Below are 17,912 nucleotides of genomic sequence, written 5' to 3'. Positions count from 1 at the left end.
TTCCCCTTTCCATTAGCCTGTAAAGTGGAGTCATAGCTAGGGCGATCACGGGGCGTTCGATAAAGCCGAGGGGCCGACTGCGTCCATGGGCTCGCGCCGCAGCAAATACCAAATATCAGGATCGCTATTACCAAGATGGAACCAACAGTGCTCAGTACTTTCGCCAAAGGTGATCTCTTCGAGGAGCAGGTTTTCCAATTCCTGAGTCGCGAGATCGATGAAGGGCGGTTTTTTTGCCGGCCTGAGCATTGCCAGATATTCAGGAAGAGACGCTATTACTCCCGTGATCGAGAAGACGATATCGTTTTTGACATTGCCATAGAGATCTTCCTTCCTGACCAACCTAAGCCGTCAATAATTGTCCTTGTCGAATGTAAGAATTATGCGGGCACCTTTCCGGTTGGAGATATCGAGGAGTTTGGGGCCAAGATCCGCCAAGTCACAGGATTCAATGCAAAAGGGATATTCGTATCGTCAAGCGCCTTCCAGTCCGGCACGATCAATATCGCCAGGAATCAGGGTTTCGGTGTTATTCGGTATTTTCCGGACGAAGGCTTCCAATGGGAGCTGGCTCGCGCCCTCCTCACGGGCGTGAGAAATGCATCATCGCGAAAGCGTGCTGAAATTGAGTACGCTCTGACCCAGCCTGGCTTTCGGCCGACTCTCACGGGAGCTTATGCTGTCACCCCAGGGGGCTACACCAATGCTTGGGAGGGGATCTGGACAGGGCTCGATCTGGCTGGCAGTTTCGATCCAGCTATATTGGAAATCATTCGGCCTCCTCACCTGCCAGTCCTTAGAATTGGCTATCTCTCTAAGGGAGCAATTGAAAATCTGTCAGAGCAGGTTTTGGGATCTGCCGGTTATACAAGGGGGGTAGTAGATCTGGAAGCCGTAGTCGCTGGTGCGACCACGTCGAGTGTCTTGACCGTTAGCTACGTAGATGAACCAGATGGTGCTTTAGGTAGGATCAGCTTTGCCCCCTTAGAGATAAAAATCAATTCTCGCGACAAAACAGCCCCGATGACCCGGTTCACGCTTGCTCACGAGCTGGGGCACTATTATCTCAATCACGGCCGCTACATTGCACGGGAGAGCCTACGTTCGAAGGACATTGATCAGTTTGAGCGCATCGCTGTCCCCAAAAGCGAATTGGAACGCCTCGAATGGCAAGCGAATACATTTGCGTCTTACCTACTGATGCCTGAACGGCATTTTCTCGAAGCTTTCTCGCTTCTGGTTGAGCACCACGATATTCGCAACCGAGGACATGGCGCCCTTTTTCTCGATGACCAGCGTGACAACATCAGAAATTATCACTTGGTGCTGGACGCGCTGAGCCGATATTTTGCTGTTTCTAAAAGCGCAGCGGCCATCCGTTTGCGAGGCCTTGGAGTCTTAGTCGAAGCCTGATCCCGCGTAGGTTATTCAGTGGCGCGGATGGCTTGTGGCGGACGAGGAGCCATCTCCGCCGGCGAAAGTGACTTGCATAGCACGCTTCTTCAGCAGCGCCCGAGCCTAGATAGGATGCAGCATCGGGCGTTTTATGGGCAAGCTGCCAAGCTGGTGGGCTATAGTCCCAAGCGCCCGGCCCGCTGTTAAAGACCACGCCATGCCAGCGATTTTTCCCAGCCACCTATCGACGAGCCTATATGGAACGACATCTTTACCGCTTCCGCACAGCGGAGCGCTTATTGGGGAGTACGGCTACTGACATCAAGACAGCCCTCCCAGGCGAGCTAGAAAATCTTGAGATTTATTTTGCCCCACCTGAACAACTCAATGATCCCCTAGAAGGCTACAAAGAAGTCTACTGGGCAGGCGATGAAATTATATGGAGAAACTTCTTCAGGCACTATCTCCTGGTGCTGGCGCTCAGAAGTTGGGAGTTGGATGAAGCGGTGCGACTCGGAACACCCCTGCCAAAAAATCTTCCCATAGAGCAGTACCCTTCCAACCTACGTGGAGCTTTCCAGGCCGGGTACCAAGAGATGGATGCGCTGATCGGCGGCTGCGATGTCATCCAAGGCTATGTGCGCGCTCTTTCAAAGAATGAAGCGAGGCACTATAGGCCAGAGCTGTCGTTCTATCTTGCGACCTTGCACACTCGCTTGTTGTCCACCGTGCTGCTCGTCAACTTCAAGCACGGGCTGTCTGGTGTGTACCCCGACCAGACGTCCGAGGATCCGCTAGGTGATCGCGACCTACACCTACAGGCCATCTCTAACATAGAAGCTCAGGACGGCACGCTTCGAGACGCTGGCTCGTATGAAAAAATGGCGTTACTCAATGCGACATACGCTATTAGAACCGCGCACGTTATGCCAGGTGGTCACATCGGGGCACGTGAATTAATTACCGCTTTCGTGCCCCACTACCTTGATCAGATCGAACGACTGATGTACCCGCAATGGTATGTCGCCTGCTTCATGAAAGAGTGCAATAACTCGGCGATTTGGGGTAGCTATGGTGATAATCATAGGGGAATCTGTTTGAGATATCGCGTTCTCGGCGACGCGCCCTCAATGACCATGGAAATGAATAAGCCAGACGGCAGAGGATACAACGGTATCTCTCACAGCTTCCAAAACATGAGCTTCAAAGAGGTGTTTTATGATCGAGAATTTTCAGAGATGGACTTCTTCAGATTCCTCGGTAACGTTTCGAATGAAGCTCTGAGTGGCTTCTGGTACAGCGATACCCAAGGAAATCTCAGCAGCAAAAGCGAGTGGTTGAGATCCCACTCGAATGAGCTTTGGATGGAACACCACCAAAATATCGATTTCGCGCTGACGTCCAAGCTTCCTCAATGGGGATCAGAAAAAGAGTATCGCCTGGTGCTGAGTTCCTACCTCGATATTTCCGACAAAAAGCACCGGATCCTCAAGTACCGTTTCACAAGCCTGGATGGCCTGATTTTTGGCATCAAGACTCCGCTGGAAGACAAGCTGAAATGCATCCGAATAATCAGAGCCCACTGCGAGCGAGAAGGCATTGAGTCGTTCAATTTCTATCAGGCTTACTATGATCCGCAGACTAAATCCATCGAACATGGATTGCTACCCATCACCCTTTATGAAGCTGATCCTGAGTCCGAAGAACCGTCAGGCCGCGAAGATTTTTAACGTTGCGGTACCTATGAGCACTGCCCGTCTCCAAGGTTATGGGCCACCTATGAGAGCCGGCTTCTTGCTTTTTTGCAAGGGAGCTATTTGTCCTTAGGTCTCACCAGACGCCGACGTCTTTTGGCATGACGCCCCACAATGGGTTAGCCCACAGCTTACGCCAGGACATCCTGCCTCTCTGTGGGTGGTGAACACAGTTAGCCGACCGATTTCGACACTCGCTCATCCCAAGTCTCAAGGACAAACGCCGCGATAGTGTGCGCTGCATGGACGGCAAGCCTCGCATGCCTAGGTTTGAGCTTGTAGGGGCGCTTCACCGATCCGTGTGCTGTGCTGCCGTGCGTACGCAACGCGCCTATCCCATTAACAGTGGCCATGATCCCACTGATGATCTCCTGCAGATCTCGCTCTTCGACGATAGACGCATCCAAGCCGAGGTCGATTTTAACAACCTTCCACACCGCCTGAAGATCCTGCTTGGCAGGCATACTCAGGTGAGTATGTTCCTCGATGTAGATCTTGAATACGGTTTCAAGAATGTTGCATGCAGCGGATACAGCTTCACGGGGACTCGCCGTCACATTTTTCAGTGCTCGATCGAACTCAAAATCTATAACCTCAATGTTCCGCGACTTGACCAGCTCTGCCAGAGATTTGGTGGCTATTCCTTGGCCCCGGTTCAATACCCCTCCTGAGCTGTAAGTGAATCCGGCCCTGGCCAAGCTGTCCCGTATCCTCTTCACCCTAGTTTTTTGAACCTCAATGGCGTCTTCTGTCTGCCAAAAACTGGTACTCGGGTCAGCCGGTTCCATGTATTTTTCGATGATGCGTCCAATGACGGAGAGCGAGCGGTCGCCGCACTCTTTATTGATACGGCGAAGCCATTCAAGTGCCTTTACAGCCTTGCTTCCGTCAGGCGGATCACCGGGTGCCTCGGCATACATGAACAGGCTATCCAAGCTCGCATGCGTCTCTGTCTCGGACACAGCGTCAGCGATAGCAGCCAAAACGTACGCAGGTATCGGAAGCTTATCCATTAGCCAGTTATCTCGTAAGGATTGCGTTCGATTCTACCTGAGGCCCGGTAAGGTCACTACCATCGGTGATCGACTTAGCAGCCGCGTAGACCCTGCAGATTGACTTACCGCGCCATGCGCTGAGGATTCATACATCGAGAGTTGTGCCGACTTTTGCTCATGGGCACCATGGCAAGAACAAGAACAAGAACAAGAACAAGAACAAGAACAACAAGGAGCGCATTTTATGTCACAAGCCACTACTCACCGCTCCCAATTGGAAAACCCGGATGCTTGCCGCCTGGAGCATCATTGGCGGCGCCGAACGAGCCCTTGCCGCGCAGCTTGATTACAGCGATGTACATAACTACTGGCCTAGCGTCGACTTTTGTGAGCCGGACTGGGATGAGGAGGTCAAGCATTGGGCTTCCTGCCTGACCTCCTACGACGATCCTTCTGAGTTCAATATCTGTTCTTGGCTAGGAAGCCCTCCCCGGCCCGGGTTGGTTTTCAAGGTCTAGAAGCGAACGAGGAGTAGATATCCGGGAGTATGCGTTTAGCGCTACAACCAGATGGGACGTAGGGGCTTCGTGTGAGCGACGATGTAAGCGTCGTGCCTTTAGTGAACTTCGCTTAACAGGGCCAAGGTAACGGTGAGCCAATTTTCAGCCCGACAGCGGCGCGATGAGTCTTCAGCGCAGCCCAAACCCCATCCGCTTCAGCTCCTCAACCAGCTCCTCTCGCCCATGCAGGCTCGAGACACTGCGAAGCCGATTGACCACTTGCTCCGACCAGCCGGAAGCCGTCATGCCCTCACGCTGGTAGAAGGCGCCCAGGCGCTCATCGTATACAGCCACCGCTTCCACATCTGCCGCTACCGAGTAGGTCTCGCGGTGAAGCACTGCACCTTGGGGGAGCCGTGGTTTTACCTGAGCTGGTCGCTCGGTAGATGGATATCCTACGCAGAGACCGAAAACTGGATAGACCTGCGGAGGCAGACCAAGCTCCTTGGCCACGCCTTCAATGTCGTTTCGGATGGCGCCGATGTACACGCTCCCAAGTCCCAGAGACTCCAGAGCAACCACGGCGTTCTGAGCGGCTAAGGCGGCGTCAATCGTACCGAGCAACAGGCTCTCCAAGTAAGGCACTGCTTCGAGCTCTACACCCTGCTGCTCAGCAACGCGGGTGACCCTAGACAGGTCGGCAAGCCATACAAAGAACAGAGGCGCCTGCCCGATGTAGGCCTGGTTTCCTGCCAGTGCCGAGAGGCGCGCTTTCCGATCGCTGTCCTGAACAGCGACAACGCTCCAGAACTGCAGGTTTGAAGAGGTGGAGGCGGACTGCGCCGCGGCGACCAGGGTCTCGATGGTGCCGTCAGGCAGTGGCTGATCAATGAAAGCACGGACGCTGCGATGGTCGAGCAACTGATCGATCGTCTCGTTCCAGGGCATGAGGGGTGAGATGTCCGCGGCGCCGTAGCGGGAAGCCAGTTTTGATTGTGCGTTGACTGTCATTCGAGATCTCCAAATAGAGCCCGAGGCTACCAAATCGCCGGCAGTGCTACACGCTTCCCGCGCGAAGTTTCATATACCATGGGGCCCACGCAGTCCCACAAAGGCATGTTTCGATTGTCAGCAAAACCGCTTACTGCCCGCGAGGCCTATCAGGTGCTTCGCGACATCGCTTTGGGCGTTCGCACCATGCGCTGCTTGGGTGAAAAGTCATGGACTGAGATGTACGGCGGCATGATGCCTGTTAAAGAAGTGTAGCGCACGGTCTCAATCGGTTATCCCAAGCTCTATCCTGGTTCCTGCCGCAGCTAGGTTGATCAGGAGTAGCACATCATCAGCGGTTGCCTGACCTCGGGGGCCATGTGCTTGGTGATCTCTTCGATCACCCATGCAGCGCATGGCCACAGTGCCTGCACAGCGAGCAGTACGGCAAAGACAAGGAAAGCCCTCAACAAATAGTCGTGGGCGAGCTTGATATGGCTCACCTTGGCGTTGTTCCCCGGGTAATTATCAATCACTTTGAGAGCGATGTTCTTCGCGAGGCTGGCTACAGGCTGCGATGTGCTCCAGGACTGAGAGATATCGTTGGCTCCAACTGTGTTCGCTGCACTCACTCGAAGCACGCAGAACGCGCAATAGCCGGCGCGTAGGACGTAGATCACCGCAAGAGCGAATACGGTGAGCGATATGGCTCCCAGGACTTTATTGGTCTTGTCGCTCCACAGACTTGGTAGCAAGGAAGCCAGCACGGGTATAAGCGCGGTCACTGCCGCCAGGTACACACCTGCTTTGGTGTCAGCGCCCTTGCGCCGCTCCTGCTCCGCATCGTACATACGGCGAGCTTCATCAAGTGCGACTTCGCTTTCCGCATCCCAGTCACCATTACTGACCGATGCCTTCCACCCGTCGCGCATCTGGTTGTTTGCTGCAATTTGAGCAGGTGTAAGAGGCACCAGCGTCGGCCAGAGTATTTCCCTATCAAACCAAGCCATTTTTGATGCTCTCCAGTTCATCAACAATTGCAGCAGCAATCGGGTATCCAGTCTGATTCTCAATCCAAGCCCACTGCCCGTTGGGGTTGATTTCTAAAAACCAGAGCTTTCCACCTCGATCACACACCAGATCGATAGCCCCGTACCTTAGATTCATCCTTCGAACCAGTTCCCGGCATTGTTCGGCTACCTCATCGGACAGGCTAATTGCTTCATGCTTCAAATCAGGATGACTACCTTTGCGCCAATCAACCTCCGTATCGTCCTTTTCCTGAGACCAGATAGCCGTTGTGAAAACCTGTGAACCCACTACCGTTACGCGGACATCGTATTTTTTGAGCACCTCAGCTTGAATGATCAGGGGAGCAAGGCCGAGGGCGGGTTCATCGTCAGCGGTCAAAGGCTGCAGCCGTGATGTGAACATCACCTTTTCCAGCGCACCCGGCAAAACCGCTTGGCGCAAGGGCTTCCCAATTGCACGGCCCCCTGCTGTCAGGGGCTCAGCCGACTTCAGTCGGTTAGTGATGGTTGTGTTGGGGATGTTGAAACCAAGCTGGTGGGCAACGATGAGCTGTCGAGGCTTGTCTTCAGCAAGAAAGATCCGGGTAGGGTCGCTGAACCATCTCCCTTCCAAACGGAAATAAAGGCTTTTAAGGAAGCTGCTCCATTCCGCTTCAATGTATGCACGCTGGCCTTGATCCTCGACAAGTGCCGCCGCTTGGGGAGCACCTGGACGACGAAAGTATGCGGCCGTCACATCCCGCCCGGAGATCTCTCGCCCCTCGAACTCAATAGACCAGTCGTCTATGGCGATGCAACCCATAGAGCTTCGGGATTGCGGGAGTAATTCGGTATTTAGCCTGAAGTAAGGCAAACTCCGTTTCTGAAGCTCCGCTACCACGAAGTCCATTGTGATATCGCGGCGGTTTGTCACCAACAAAAACATGACGACGTGCCTCAGTCTAGGTAGAAACGTTGGTCTAGGCCGAACAGCGGATCACCTGGATCATCGTTTTCGAGCTCAGCTTCAGTCTTGGTCATTAGCTCTAGCATGGCGTAGCCGCTACCCGGATCGTCTTCTTCTACCACTGTGTCGGTCTTGGTCACTAACTGAAGCAGGTGTGATCCGCGCCCATTGTTGCTCAGGTCATCATCACTCTCTGGAGTAGCGGACGTCTTGGTCAACGTCTCAAGCGTGACGAAGGAGTCATCGTCCTCTTCGGTGTTTACTTTGGTCTTGGTGAGAAGCTCATCGAGCGCACCGCGAGTGATGATGGGTTTGACTCCATCGATTGTCTCCACCACCCACATGTCGTGGAGTGGAGAGTAATAACCTGGCAGGTTATCCGAGCCTGTTCTGGGTACAGCGGTTTTTGCGAGCAAAGGAACGACGCTCTTTGCTTGATCTGTCGTGAAAGTGGGCATCCAGCTGAACTCCTGTATAGCGATTGGCCAACATATCATGACAGGCGTCTCAACAAGCTATCTTCAGCATCCGGAGAACCCCAGTCTTGAGATGGGTCAAGACTGCAGTGACCGCGAGTCTGGCTCAAAAAACGAATGACCAGCTATCCACCCTTAACAGACAGGGCCATCTGTACGTACTCAGCAAGTCGGCTGCTTCTGCAGCGGGCCACGCAAAAACTGCATAAGCAGCAATCGCTGCTACAGAGTGAGGTTCCAAGCGTCATTCATCACCTGCGGAAAAGTAGGCAGTCTTTCGCTCAGGCGTGACGTTCGGCAACAGATCTTCGACGAGCGAGAACTTAGCACTGAAAACCCCGTTGACCATGGCGAGTTCGGACGGCCTGATTCCCGCCCAGAAGAGCACAAGATCCTTATCCCCAGTGCAAAGCAGAATCTTCTCATCCGGGAACGCTGCGAACAGGTGCATCAGCACTTCAAACGATCGGAGGTCGGCCAGGGCGTTGTAGGCGTCCTCAAACGTATATTTCCTTACGTTAAACTTGAGCAACCCTTTGGCCGGACTCTTACCGTTTGGGACACATACAGTGCTCAAGGCAGCCAGCACGACAAGTGATCGTACTGGGACTTCACATGCTTTCGCGGTGGCCAACACTTCATCCCAGACCTCATTAACGCGTCGCGCGGCTATCGGAGCCCGCAGTTTCGGCGCTAAACGCGTCAGGAATTCCTGCTTGCGCGCCATGCCCGCCTCGCTGTCGCGAATAAGGCCTCTTATCCCCTCAAGACCATCCCGCCCGTTCGGTACTATCTGAGCCAATGGCAATGCAGCGTTAATAATTTTAGTTGCGACCTCGAACTGGTGTTCGATGCTCGCATCGTCGGGATTTCTCTTGAGATTGCCTTCAAGCATATACAACAGAGGATTGATTCGAACCTTGCGCCCAATGAGGAAATCAAGGAAGTCCTTATCCTCCAATTTTGTTTTCTCCCCAGCACGAAATCTTCCGGCCAACTCGCTGAAGACGCATCTGTCAGGGAGCACAATCATCGAATCACTGAACGCGATGCCGGAAGGTAGCCAGCCATCTCGCACCAAGCCAAGTGCCCTGGACGAGTACGGGCTATCCAAGACTGCGCTGACCGACACCTGGGTCTCTTGGGTCTCTAATGAAAGGTCTAGCAAATTGCTCTCAACGACCCTAGCATTCGCCAGGCGCAATGGCATGACTAGGGGAGTACCCAGCGTATGCCCTATAAGATCTGCATACCCCAAGCCACGGAACTCAATATCAGCAAATGTCGCACTACGTCCAGTCGCAACTCCGCTCTCATCGACTTCTTGGTAGATAATGACCCGCTCGCCCACTTCATCGGGGGCCACCAGTTCTTTTGACAGCTCATCAGAGTTCAAGCTTACTGGGGTCATTTTGCTCCGTTGCCATCGAGGCATTCTGAAAAAGCGTACGACGAATCTTTCTCCAAAAAGCCGTGCCAGCGTCTGGTCATAAGAACGCGCTGACCGAGGCCCGGATCAGCAATCGAGAGGCTTGTGATAGACGATTGCCACATCCTCACACAGCGTCTCATCCGCCATCCGGATGGGTGAAACTTTCGCCCGTTCGACAATCACAGTCGCAAATCCGGGGAGTTCAGGCACATCGCCATCGCCGAAATGCGGATGGCAGAGAACACCATTAGGATTCAACAGCGCCCGCATTTTCAGAGCTCGGGTCGCTCGCTGAGCCTTCTCACAGTGAAGCCCTTCAACTTGAGCGCCCTCCTCCATGTGATAGTCAAAGGGGTCGAAGAAAATGAAGTCGTAGTTCCCTGCGATGTGACAGCGGTTCCAGTCACCGCAAAACGGTTGCACTGAAGGATGGCGCTGGGAGAAAGCTAGCAGGTCTTGGTAGATGGTGGTCTCTATTTCAAAAATGGCGTGACGCTCAGGTTTGAGGTACTGCTGGATCAACGTAGCGGAGATTCCTAAGCCAAACCCTATCTCAAGTACAGTGCGAGGATTGAGGTATCCAAGCCTGGAAAAAAGCATTTCAAAGTACGCTTCTTCAGTACGTGACATAACTACCTGACCGTTCCAGACAAGGACATCGCTGTTTTTTTCGTCAAACTGCAGCTCCAACGAACTCACAGGCACCTCGTCGAAAGTTCTCACCGCTGTAGTAGGTTGAGTCTGAGTGACATGTTCGTGCGCACCCTTGTCGTGCCTGTCTGAAGAGACCTCTGCGCATTCAGGTTTGGCAGGTCGGTTATTATCTCGATACCAGACCAGGACGAGTTGGGAGTCGCCTACCGGCGCCTCTATGAACCCGGCATGCTCAGCCGCCTTGCGTGACGCCAAGTTGGACTTACGCATGTGCGCGTAGATGACATCGTATTGGCTGTTCTGACAGCAATACTGGTAAGCGCTCCGGCCAATCTGTCGCCCTTGGCTTGGTCGGTTGAGGAAGACATGGAACGACGCGTGGCGGCCTCGAACCTCGTCCTTCACCAGATTAATGTATGCGATGCCCGCCCGCTTGCCTTTAACCGAGATGACCCAAGCTTCTCCCCCAGGCCCTCCGCCGCGCTCGCGGCTTCCCGGGGTGCGCGTAAACTCCAGATCTTCCGGCAATACCGGGCCGAGTCTAGACTTTGCTTTCACCGAAGGGGGCTTAGGAGTCGTCCGCGCTGTTACCTTGGATCTTGGAGTACTCACTGATCGCCCCACGGCTGCTCTCCCAGACCAATCAGAAGCCGATCACAGCTCTCAGCCCAGAATTCCGCGGGGAAAAACCCAGGGGAAAACGCGATAACGATATCAACGAGTCGTTCGGCCAGGCCGTGCCGGTGTAACGCTTTGGTCAGTGCATCGATGCTGCTCAGAATCTGCGGCAGCGCATCATTTAGCGGGCCGGGATGATCAATGTGATCGCTATCTCCATCGTACCGGTTGCAGAAGTAATCCATGTCCACGTGAAGAAGAATGGGAGCGCAAGTTTTCGACAGGCCTTCAAGCCATAAATCAAGGTCATGGGTAAATCGGTACCGACCATTCCCAGTCCCCTGATCATCAGCGATGAGTGAAACAGCGGGACGCAAAGCGGACGGGTCAAGCAAGGTATCAGCCACCGACTCCAGTATGATCTGCGAGTCGATAGTTCGAGTGCATTTGGGCCCTTGGCAGAGCTGTCGCACCTCGGTGTCGGGATGCCTGTGCAGAAAGGGTGTCAGGAAACTTCCCATGCCCAGTGCTCCACTCATGATGGCATCTGTTACTGAATGCGGCACATGCAGGTCGACAGGTCGGCAACCGATGGGATCAAACCAGCCATCCGGACGGTTGAAGAAGCGAGGCGCATCCAAGTCTTTATGATCATCGACGTGGAGGACGACGATATCTTCATGATGAGGGGTTCGCGCTAGCCACTCGCTCCAGCTTTGCAAAGTCCACGTATCGTTGAGCGCCAACAACAACTTTCCTCTACGCTTACGAGCCTTGGCCATGTCCTGATATTGAACATCTGCGCCCCACCATGCCAGCCCTTCATCGAGTCGAGGATCGACATAGCGGTAGGGGTCATCAGACCAACTCAAAGCCAGTGCCCACTGCCCATCAATACAGTTTGCTTGCGCGTCCTTGTCACAAAAGTAATCGCGAAGCTGGGCATGCCTCTGACGCAGATCAGCCGACAGGCTGGACAGCGGGACGGTAAGCTGCGAACTCATCAGTTGTTATCCCCTCTGTGGATGCAATGCGCAACACCTTTACCAGGTGCTGCCCGACTTCGGTCAACGGGCATTCCTTCAAGGTCTCGAATGCTTGCTCAAGGTGCAGGTCGGTGTCCGCGATTTGATTGATGGCTCGTGAATTCATCTCGGCAGGGCCATGATCACGGACGTGGAGCCAAAAACGCCTCAGCTCGACGAATACGAAAACCGCATGCAGCAAGCCTGAGGGCGGCCGCAAGTCTTCGCGCCAAGGAGAGACGACCTGCGCACTAGTGTGCTCTACGGTGGCGGCATATCGCTCAAGCAGGTAAAGCTTTTGATGTCGGTGTTCATGGATCACGGAGTCCGCTAGATCGTAGGGATCAATCAGTCGATCACCCTGAGAAATCGACACGTACAAGGCCCCTGGAACAGAATTGTCGCTGAAGGAAACGATCTTGCGTGGGTCTGCACTCGGATCACGGATGAACTGGATAGCACTGCAGGCAAGCTGCATTTCAGCAGCAAGCTCCGGACGCCATGCCTTTACGATGTTCAGCGCTTGGCGAACCAGCCCCCTGCCCTTTGCCGCGAGCCCCTCATCCTCGAAACAGATGGAGGTGCCGAATGGTGCCCTCAGCCACAAGTCATCCTCTGCGACCAAAAATCCATCGCAATCGTGCTGCGCTTCGTCGTTAAGAATTCTGGCCAAGTAGTCGGAAACCGCTGTGATGGGCTGTCCATCGACAGCCAACAACGCATGCCCCCTACTTTGAGCTAAGGCAGCACCTGCCCAGGCGATTGCACCAGGCTGCTGCGCCTTTAGTGCGAATGAAGCATCGTCCAATGAGCGCAATTGCATCGCCCTCGGATCGTCGGGATATAGATCCAATGCTTTATGCAGGCCGTGTACCGCATCAACATCGGCGCCTGCACACAGCCACTGGAGATGGACTGCCGAGGTCTCGGCTAATTCAAACTCAGCCAGGTCAAAGGTTTCTGGAAGCGGTATCTGCTCCTCCCCCTGCCAGCCCTCGTTCAAGTGCACGTTCAAGCGTTCGGTGATGTGAGCTACCAACCGCTTCATCTCATTGCAGTACACGGTAGGATTGACGAAACCCTCTTGGTTGAACCGGTGAGGAAGAGAGCCACCACCGCAGATGTCGACGATCCCACAAGATTGACATGCTTCTGACAACCCTTCTTTGCGCAGGTAGCGCCGGTGCTGCTCGATGGCCTGTGATTGAGCCACCTCAGCGATCGGTGTATCCAGGACAGAGCCGATCAGTCGGGTAGCGCCATCCTGTGTGACCTTCAAGACGTCAAGGTCGTGATAAGTACCGTCAGTTTCGATGGACAACAGGCTCACGTCACCGAAGCCAAACGCATCCGTCCCGGAAGGCAGTCCCGCACAGACATCCAGCAGTGCCTCGAAGGTGCGCAGGGGGATGTGTGGGTACTCGTCGAACCAAACATCAAAGGCGTTCACAAGCCACTGCTCGTACAAACCCGGATCCTGATTTCTGCCCGGTGGTGGCCGAAGCCAGTGGGCATCTGGAAGCAGAAAATCGAGCCGCGGGATCTTGAACTGGTCGAAATAGCTGAAGAGTTCGCTGGCGCTGGTGGAGGTGTCAACGACCGCGATCACGCCGGCAAAGACAGAGGGGTAATTTTGCAAGCGAATGAGCGCCTGCTGGGTTTGCTCAAAGCTTGAACGCCCCTTCCGGGTCAAACGGTGTTTGTCATTCGCGATTTTTGGCCCATCCAAGCTCAGTGAGACACCAATGTCTGCTGCAGCCAAGATCTGGAGTGCCTCGTCAGTCAGCAGCAACCCGTTAGTTTGCAGACTGACGTCAACAAGAATGGGGCACGTCGAGCGCAGAAGTATCGCGAAGTCCGCCAGCGTTTGTACCCCTGCCAGCAGCGGCTCCCCGCCATGCAAAATGACCGCGCATTGTTTGAGATCCGTTTGCGTCACGTATTGCGCAAGCTGCCGAGCAAAAGCTTCACGATGCTCGGCAGAGAGAAATTTGGGCATGGAGCGCCAACTCTGATCTGCATGATGGTAGACGTAGCAGTAGTCGCAATCGAGATTGCAGCGCGATGCCACCTTTACCAAAAACGACGAGATTTTAGCGGCGTCCATGCGGGCACCTCACGAACGGTTGTGACGGTGGTGCATACGGTCATAGCTGGTAATGACCTGGCCTACATCCGACTCGGTCAGCACGCGCGAGCGCAAGCGCTGGATAGCCGGATTGGTGCTTTGACCTTTGGACAAGCGTTGGCGGATGGCCGAGGGGGCCGGCTGTTCGACTTTGGCAACTGCTGATGACATGACCTACTCCTTGCATGTTGAAGTGCCATCACAATCACAGAAACAAATGAAAATTTCAATAAATGGATCCATTTTGTAACAAATGGACATTTTGATGGTTAGGCGCGTTAATTTAGATGCGGTATCGAAGATTTTACGAACAGATAGCCGCAATATCACCTGCAGAATAGCGTTCCGCGTTTGTCGCAAGGTCAGCAGGGCTGAGCGCGGCATGCGCTGGATCTTCATGATCACCCCGTCAGGCCCCTCACATAAGCACTCGACTGGGCAGCTTTTCGAAGATGCACGAGGCAACGTGCAACAACTTTGGTTTGGTGAGCAAGCCCATGAGCTCGTATGGCCATTGAGCCTCAATCCCGCCAGGCCTTCGTCGATCGGGCTTGGATGTCATTCGAGATGACCGGATAGAGAGCGAGGCTGCCAAGCGCCCGTGGCGCGGCATGCCGCCTCAAGGAAGTTTCGTTACCATCCACGCCAGGCCGCCCCACACAGGTACGTTTAGTTTGTCAGCAAAAGCGCTTACCGTTCGCGAGGCCTACCAAGTGCTTCGCGACATCGGCTTGGGCGTTAGCGTCATGCGCCGTTTGGGTGAGAAACCGTGGACTGAAATGTACAGTGGCATGACGAGCGTCGAAACCGATGGCTGGGTCATCACGTTCTACAACGATTGCGAAACTCTGGATTACTGCGATAGCTGCTATTGCCCAGACGGTCGTGCGTACACCTTCGACTCATCGCAGCAGTTTGGTACTGATCCGGTTGAGCTGTTGAGCACATGGGAGCACGCGGAGTTGGAAAAGCTGCTAAAGGTCTCATAGCGAAAACTTGCGCCACAGCCGTAGCATCTTTGAGCAGAACCATGATGCAGAGGCATCGTCAGAGGCTGGGAAGGGAGACTTACGGCGTGAGATATGCAGCTTGGCGGGGGGCTGTGAGAGGTGCAGCTACCACGTAGGGAGACGTTCAATTACCGGCGCGGAAGGGAGCGCATGTGCTGGCACACGGTCTCCCATTGCCCAAACCGGAACCGGTCATACTGGCGAACCAGGACAACTTTTCCATCATTCATGGCGTTTTCTCCATCTGATCTCAGCGGGCCGCTGACAGCCTTTACACGACATATGCAAAGCGCGCTTATGCATGACAGGCAGGATGGAGAGTCCTAGGTGGTAGCTGCAGGCCTAATGCTATCAGCGCGCGTTCGCTAGGGCCAGTCCCTTGGGTAAACACGTATCGCTGTCAGGCCATCATTTTGTCGAAATGGGCCTCAAAATTGGTTTTTACGAAAACCTCTCTGAACCGTTGTATGAACGCGTGTGGATCAATTTCGCCGAAGTCCGTTAAATTGATGGAGTCGGCATGGGACTCTCGGTTTACATACCTATAGAGGGCCCGGAACTGAGGGTTCTCGTCACTGAGCTCCATTAATGCCCTGCGCAAGCTCTCCTTCTGATGTACGAAGGTGAAGTAATGCTCAAGGATGTTACGCATGACGTTGGGAATGACGCTGGCTGAAGCTGAGCCATTCAAGGCGTCCTTGAGTGTGTGCCAGCAGGCTTGGTAATCATTCTGGATTTCGTTTTCACCCATAGGCACCACGGTGCTGTAGTGGGCCTTGCAAATGCGGAAAAGGGCCAGAGAGTCTTCCTTGTCCTCTTTTAACAGCTTGTGCATCTCATGGAAGAAGAACAAATTGTGGGTCAGGATGACTACTTGCTTGAAACGAGTCCTCGGGTGCAGCACCAGGCGGCGAATCAAGGAAGCAATGTCGTAGACGTAGTTATGTGACAGGCTCGAAATAGGGTCGTCAATAACGATAATGCGCTCACCTTTCAGCGTACCTCCTTGGGCATTCAGCTCACCGTTACACACCTCCAGGAAGTACAGGAATGAAATCAGGGTTTTTTCCCCTTCACTCAGTGTCCTGAACACGCCATCGTTCACCGCCTCACGCTGAAGGCGGTATCGGGGAACCGCGCCCTCCTCCTTGACCAACTCGAACCCTTTCAACCCAAGGATCTTGAGCCATTGGTTAATGCTTTCCACGGACTGATCTACGTTCGTGGTCGCGGCGCGCGATGCGGCAATTAAATTTCGCTGAACGGCGATCTCAGCCCTCATTTGCACGACGCCGTCCTTGGCCTGCTGCCTTTTTTTCGATAGCTGCTGGTCTTCTGTCTCGAACGCCGCTAACTGGGGTTCGCAAGCATTTTTTAGCCAAACCCAAAAACGGTCTTTGATGCTATCCAGGTGTGTTTGCTTGTTCTTGACCTTGGCGTTGAACTCATCAATCTTATGCTGCTCAACGGCAATAGAGTCATTCAAAGACTTGAGCAGGGCTGCGCTAGAGTCCAGAGATACGGCAGTTGTAGGGTTAGAAACCTTCGTCGCTAAGATTTGAAGGTTCCTTTGCAGAAGCGCCCGCAGATTTACGGCATGGATTTGGATCGCCTCTATTTCATAGGTTGGCCCATTGCACTGGCGGAGAAGCTGTTCGACAGCACCTTGGTACCTCTGCTGTAGGGCGTTCAATGCAGCCAGGCGTTTCTCATAGGTCACGTCAAAGACCTTGCGCACTTCCCCGTAAAAGTCCTGAGGTAGCGACTGCTGGCACAGGGGGCACTGGTCTTTCGCATGTGACTCAAATTTGAGTGCGTGTTTCACCCAATCTGAGTTACCAAATTCCTGTATCAGAGCCGAAAGGTAGGAATCTCCGCTACCTGAAATTACCTCTACTAAGATCAGGTCTGCTTCAATTTCACCGCCTGTAAATTTTATCGAAGGTATAGCCGGGAGCACGGCATCACTTGCTCCGTGAAGGGCTGCAGCCTCAGCACGTAGAGCGTCAGGCGTATCCGTCGTGGGCGCTAATGCCACCTGTGCGACTGCTTCAAGCACTCGTTCCTTAGTATTAAGGCGATTGAAGCAGTAGGCGAGTGGGCTGTTGTCAAAAGGAGTCTTGTGCTTCCAGATACTGTCTTTAAGCTTATCTTTGGCTAGCTCCTGAGCTGCCTTAGCCTCTTTGCCTGCCATCATGTGAGCATCGAGGGTACCGGTAAGTAAGTTGATAGCCGCTTCGGCGTCAGCTATGGCTTTCTCCGCTTCAATATTTCCCTCGTTCAGTGTGAATACACCTGGTTGAGAGGCTTCCTCGTGGAAATTTTTCTCCATGAAGCTGTGGTTGTAAACGAGGATTTCCCGCTCTTTGACCGGTTCGAGCTGGCACTCACTGAACTTCGTATCCGCCGGCGCTTGTAGATAGTTACCGATCGTTGTTTTGCCGGTACCGTTCTGACCGTAAAATACGCTGACCCGCTTCAGGGGTCCAACGCTCACCACGGAGGTGGGGGAATAACTAGACACGTTACGAAGTAAAATTCTGTTTATCACGGGCTTTCCTTAGCGGGGGATGCATACCACCGGAGTGTAATTCCAGACTGGTTGGTTGCACAGTGCCACCAGTCAAATGTGGCCCAGCTCATTTGTCCCCTTCACGCGCTGTTCCTGGCCCTGGATTCGATAATTAGCTGCGCAAACTGAGCCAAATCCCGCACGGGCCCCCTACCCGACCTGTCCAAATGGAATCCCAGCATCCCCACTGCCCTGGGCCCATCTTGATCGCACTTCAGCGAATCGCCCACCATCGCGATCTGGTCATGCTGATCGCCGAACAGGTGCCCAGGCGTCACCTGTAATGAATAGGGCTCAGCTGATAAACTTTGAGGCGCTAGAGTTTTTGCTGCAACCAGCTATATCCGAAGGGCAGCATCGGAGCCTCCCTGCAATCGCGCTTCGAG

At 53.9% G+C, this 17,912-nt stretch carries 15 protein-coding genes and 2 pseudogenes; 5 read left to right on the top strand and 12 right to left on the bottom strand.

Features of this window, described 5'->3' with window-relative positions; all coding sequences use genetic code 11:
• Window positions 1–135: 135 nt before the first annotated feature.
• Entirely contained in the window at window positions 136–1,413 is a 1,278-nt protein-coding gene (locus AC54XV_RS14020) for an ImmA/IrrE family metallo-endopeptidase (protein ID WP_496716939.1), read from the top strand.
• Window positions 1,414–1,652: 239 nt separating this feature from the next.
• Window positions 1,653–3,125, top strand: a complete 1,473-nt coding sequence (locus tag AC54XV_RS14015) for a DUF2971 domain-containing protein (RefSeq protein ID WP_192873894.1) — start codon at window positions 1,653–1,655, stop codon at window positions 3,123–3,125.
• A gap of 197 nt (window positions 3,126–3,322) precedes the next feature.
• Here the strand turns inward: AC54XV_RS14015 and AC54XV_RS14010 are convergent, their stop codons facing one another.
• Window positions 3,323–4,162, bottom strand: a complete 840-nt coding sequence (locus AC54XV_RS14010) for an abortive infection family protein (RefSeq protein ID WP_011267865.1) — start codon at window positions 4,160–4,162, stop codon at window positions 3,323–3,325.
• 143 nt (window positions 4,163–4,305) lie between these two features.
• On the opposite strand from AC54XV_RS14010, the gene AC54XV_RS14005 reads away from it, so the two are divergent.
• The gene (locus AC54XV_RS14005; protein WP_096127084.1) at window positions 4,306–4,662 is read left to right on the top strand and encodes a hypothetical protein; all 357 of its coding nucleotides are present in this window, start codon (window positions 4,306–4,308) and stop codon (window positions 4,660–4,662) included.
• A 171-nt stretch (window positions 4,663–4,833) separates the two neighbouring features.
• Here the strand turns inward: AC54XV_RS14005 and AC54XV_RS14000 are convergent, their stop codons facing one another.
• On the bottom strand, window positions 4,834–5,655 hold the full coding sequence (locus AC54XV_RS14000) for an NADPH-dependent oxidoreductase (RefSeq protein WP_011267863.1): 822 nt from the start codon (window positions 5,653–5,655) through the stop codon (window positions 4,834–4,836).
• 114 nt (window positions 5,656–5,769) lie between these two features.
• On the opposite strand from AC54XV_RS14000, the pseudogene AC54XV_RS13995 reads away from it, so the two are divergent.
• Window positions 5,770–5,901: pseudogene (locus AC54XV_RS13995) on the top strand (DUF7693 family protein); the annotation flags it as partial.
• Window positions 5,902–5,969: 68 nt separating this feature from the next.
• On the opposite strand, the gene AC54XV_RS13990 reads toward AC54XV_RS13995, so the two are convergent.
• The 8 genes from AC54XV_RS13990 to yhhA all read right to left on the bottom strand — a co-directional run bounded on the left by AC54XV_RS13990 (window position 5,970) and on the right by yhhA (window position 14,115).
• Window positions 5,970–6,644, bottom strand: coding sequence for a hypothetical protein (locus tag AC54XV_RS13990; protein WP_011267861.1), 675 nt, complete (start codon window positions 6,642–6,644; stop codon window positions 5,970–5,972).
• Window positions 6,631–7,590, bottom strand: coding sequence for an MvdC/MvdD family ATP grasp protein (locus tag AC54XV_RS13985; RefSeq protein WP_011267860.1), 960 nt, complete (start codon window positions 7,588–7,590; stop codon window positions 6,631–6,633). The genes AC54XV_RS13990 and AC54XV_RS13985 overlap by 14 nt, the downstream gene beginning before the upstream one ends.
• A gap of 11 nt (window positions 7,591–7,601) precedes the next feature.
• Window positions 7,602–8,069, bottom strand: a complete 468-nt coding sequence (locus AC54XV_RS13980) for a hypothetical protein (protein ID WP_011267859.1) — start codon at window positions 8,067–8,069, stop codon at window positions 7,602–7,604.
• 262 nt (window positions 8,070–8,331) lie between these two features.
• Complete coding sequence (locus AC54XV_RS13975; RefSeq protein WP_496716935.1) at window positions 8,332–9,498, bottom strand: hypothetical protein; 1,167 nt, start codon at window positions 9,496–9,498, stop codon at window positions 8,332–8,334.
• A 105-nt stretch (window positions 9,499–9,603) separates the two neighbouring features.
• Window positions 9,604–10,701, bottom strand: coding sequence for a GNAT family N-acetyltransferase (locus AC54XV_RS13970; RefSeq protein WP_258373771.1), 1,098 nt, complete (start codon window positions 10,699–10,701; stop codon window positions 9,604–9,606).
• 80 nt (window positions 10,702–10,781) lie between these two features.
• Entirely contained in the window at window positions 10,782–11,795 is a 1,014-nt protein-coding gene (locus tag AC54XV_RS13965; RefSeq protein ID WP_164920481.1) for a hypothetical protein, read from the bottom strand.
• Window positions 11,752–13,923: a cyclophane-forming radical SAM/SPASM peptide maturase YhhB gene (gene yhhB / locus AC54XV_RS13960; protein ID WP_011267855.1), complete on the bottom strand. Its 2,172-nt coding sequence runs from the start codon at window positions 13,921–13,923 to the stop codon at window positions 11,752–11,754. Before yhhB ends, AC54XV_RS13965 begins: the two co-directional genes overlap by 44 nt.
• Before the next feature lie 9 nt (window positions 13,924–13,932).
• Complete coding sequence (gene yhhA / locus AC54XV_RS13955; protein ID WP_096127081.1) at window positions 13,933–14,115, bottom strand: YhhA family cyclophane-containing RiPP; 183 nt, start codon at window positions 14,113–14,115, stop codon at window positions 13,933–13,935.
• Window positions 14,116–14,618: 503 nt separating this feature from the next.
• Between yhhA and AC54XV_RS13950 the strand changes: the two genes are divergently transcribed.
• Window positions 14,619–14,933: a DUF7693 family protein gene (locus tag AC54XV_RS13950; protein WP_164920560.1), complete on the top strand. Its 315-nt coding sequence runs from the start codon at window positions 14,619–14,621 to the stop codon at window positions 14,931–14,933.
• A 421-nt stretch (window positions 14,934–15,354) separates the two neighbouring features.
• Here AC54XV_RS13950 and AC54XV_RS13945 read toward each other — a convergent pair whose 3' ends face one another.
• Window positions 15,355–17,505, bottom strand: coding sequence for an AAA family ATPase (locus AC54XV_RS13945; RefSeq protein WP_164920480.1), 2,151 nt, complete (start codon window positions 17,503–17,505; stop codon window positions 15,355–15,357).
• Window positions 17,506–17,606: 101 nt separating this feature from the next.
• A pseudogene (locus AC54XV_RS13940) lies at window positions 17,607–17,813 on the bottom strand (HAD family hydrolase); the annotation flags it as partial.
• Between the last annotated feature and the right edge of the window lie 99 nt (window positions 17,814–17,912).

Source organism: Pseudomonas fragariae (ex Marin et al. 2024), from assembly GCF_059621105.1.
The sequence above is the reverse complement of the archived record's forward strand: the minus strand, read 5'-3'. Positions and strand labels throughout refer to the sequence as shown.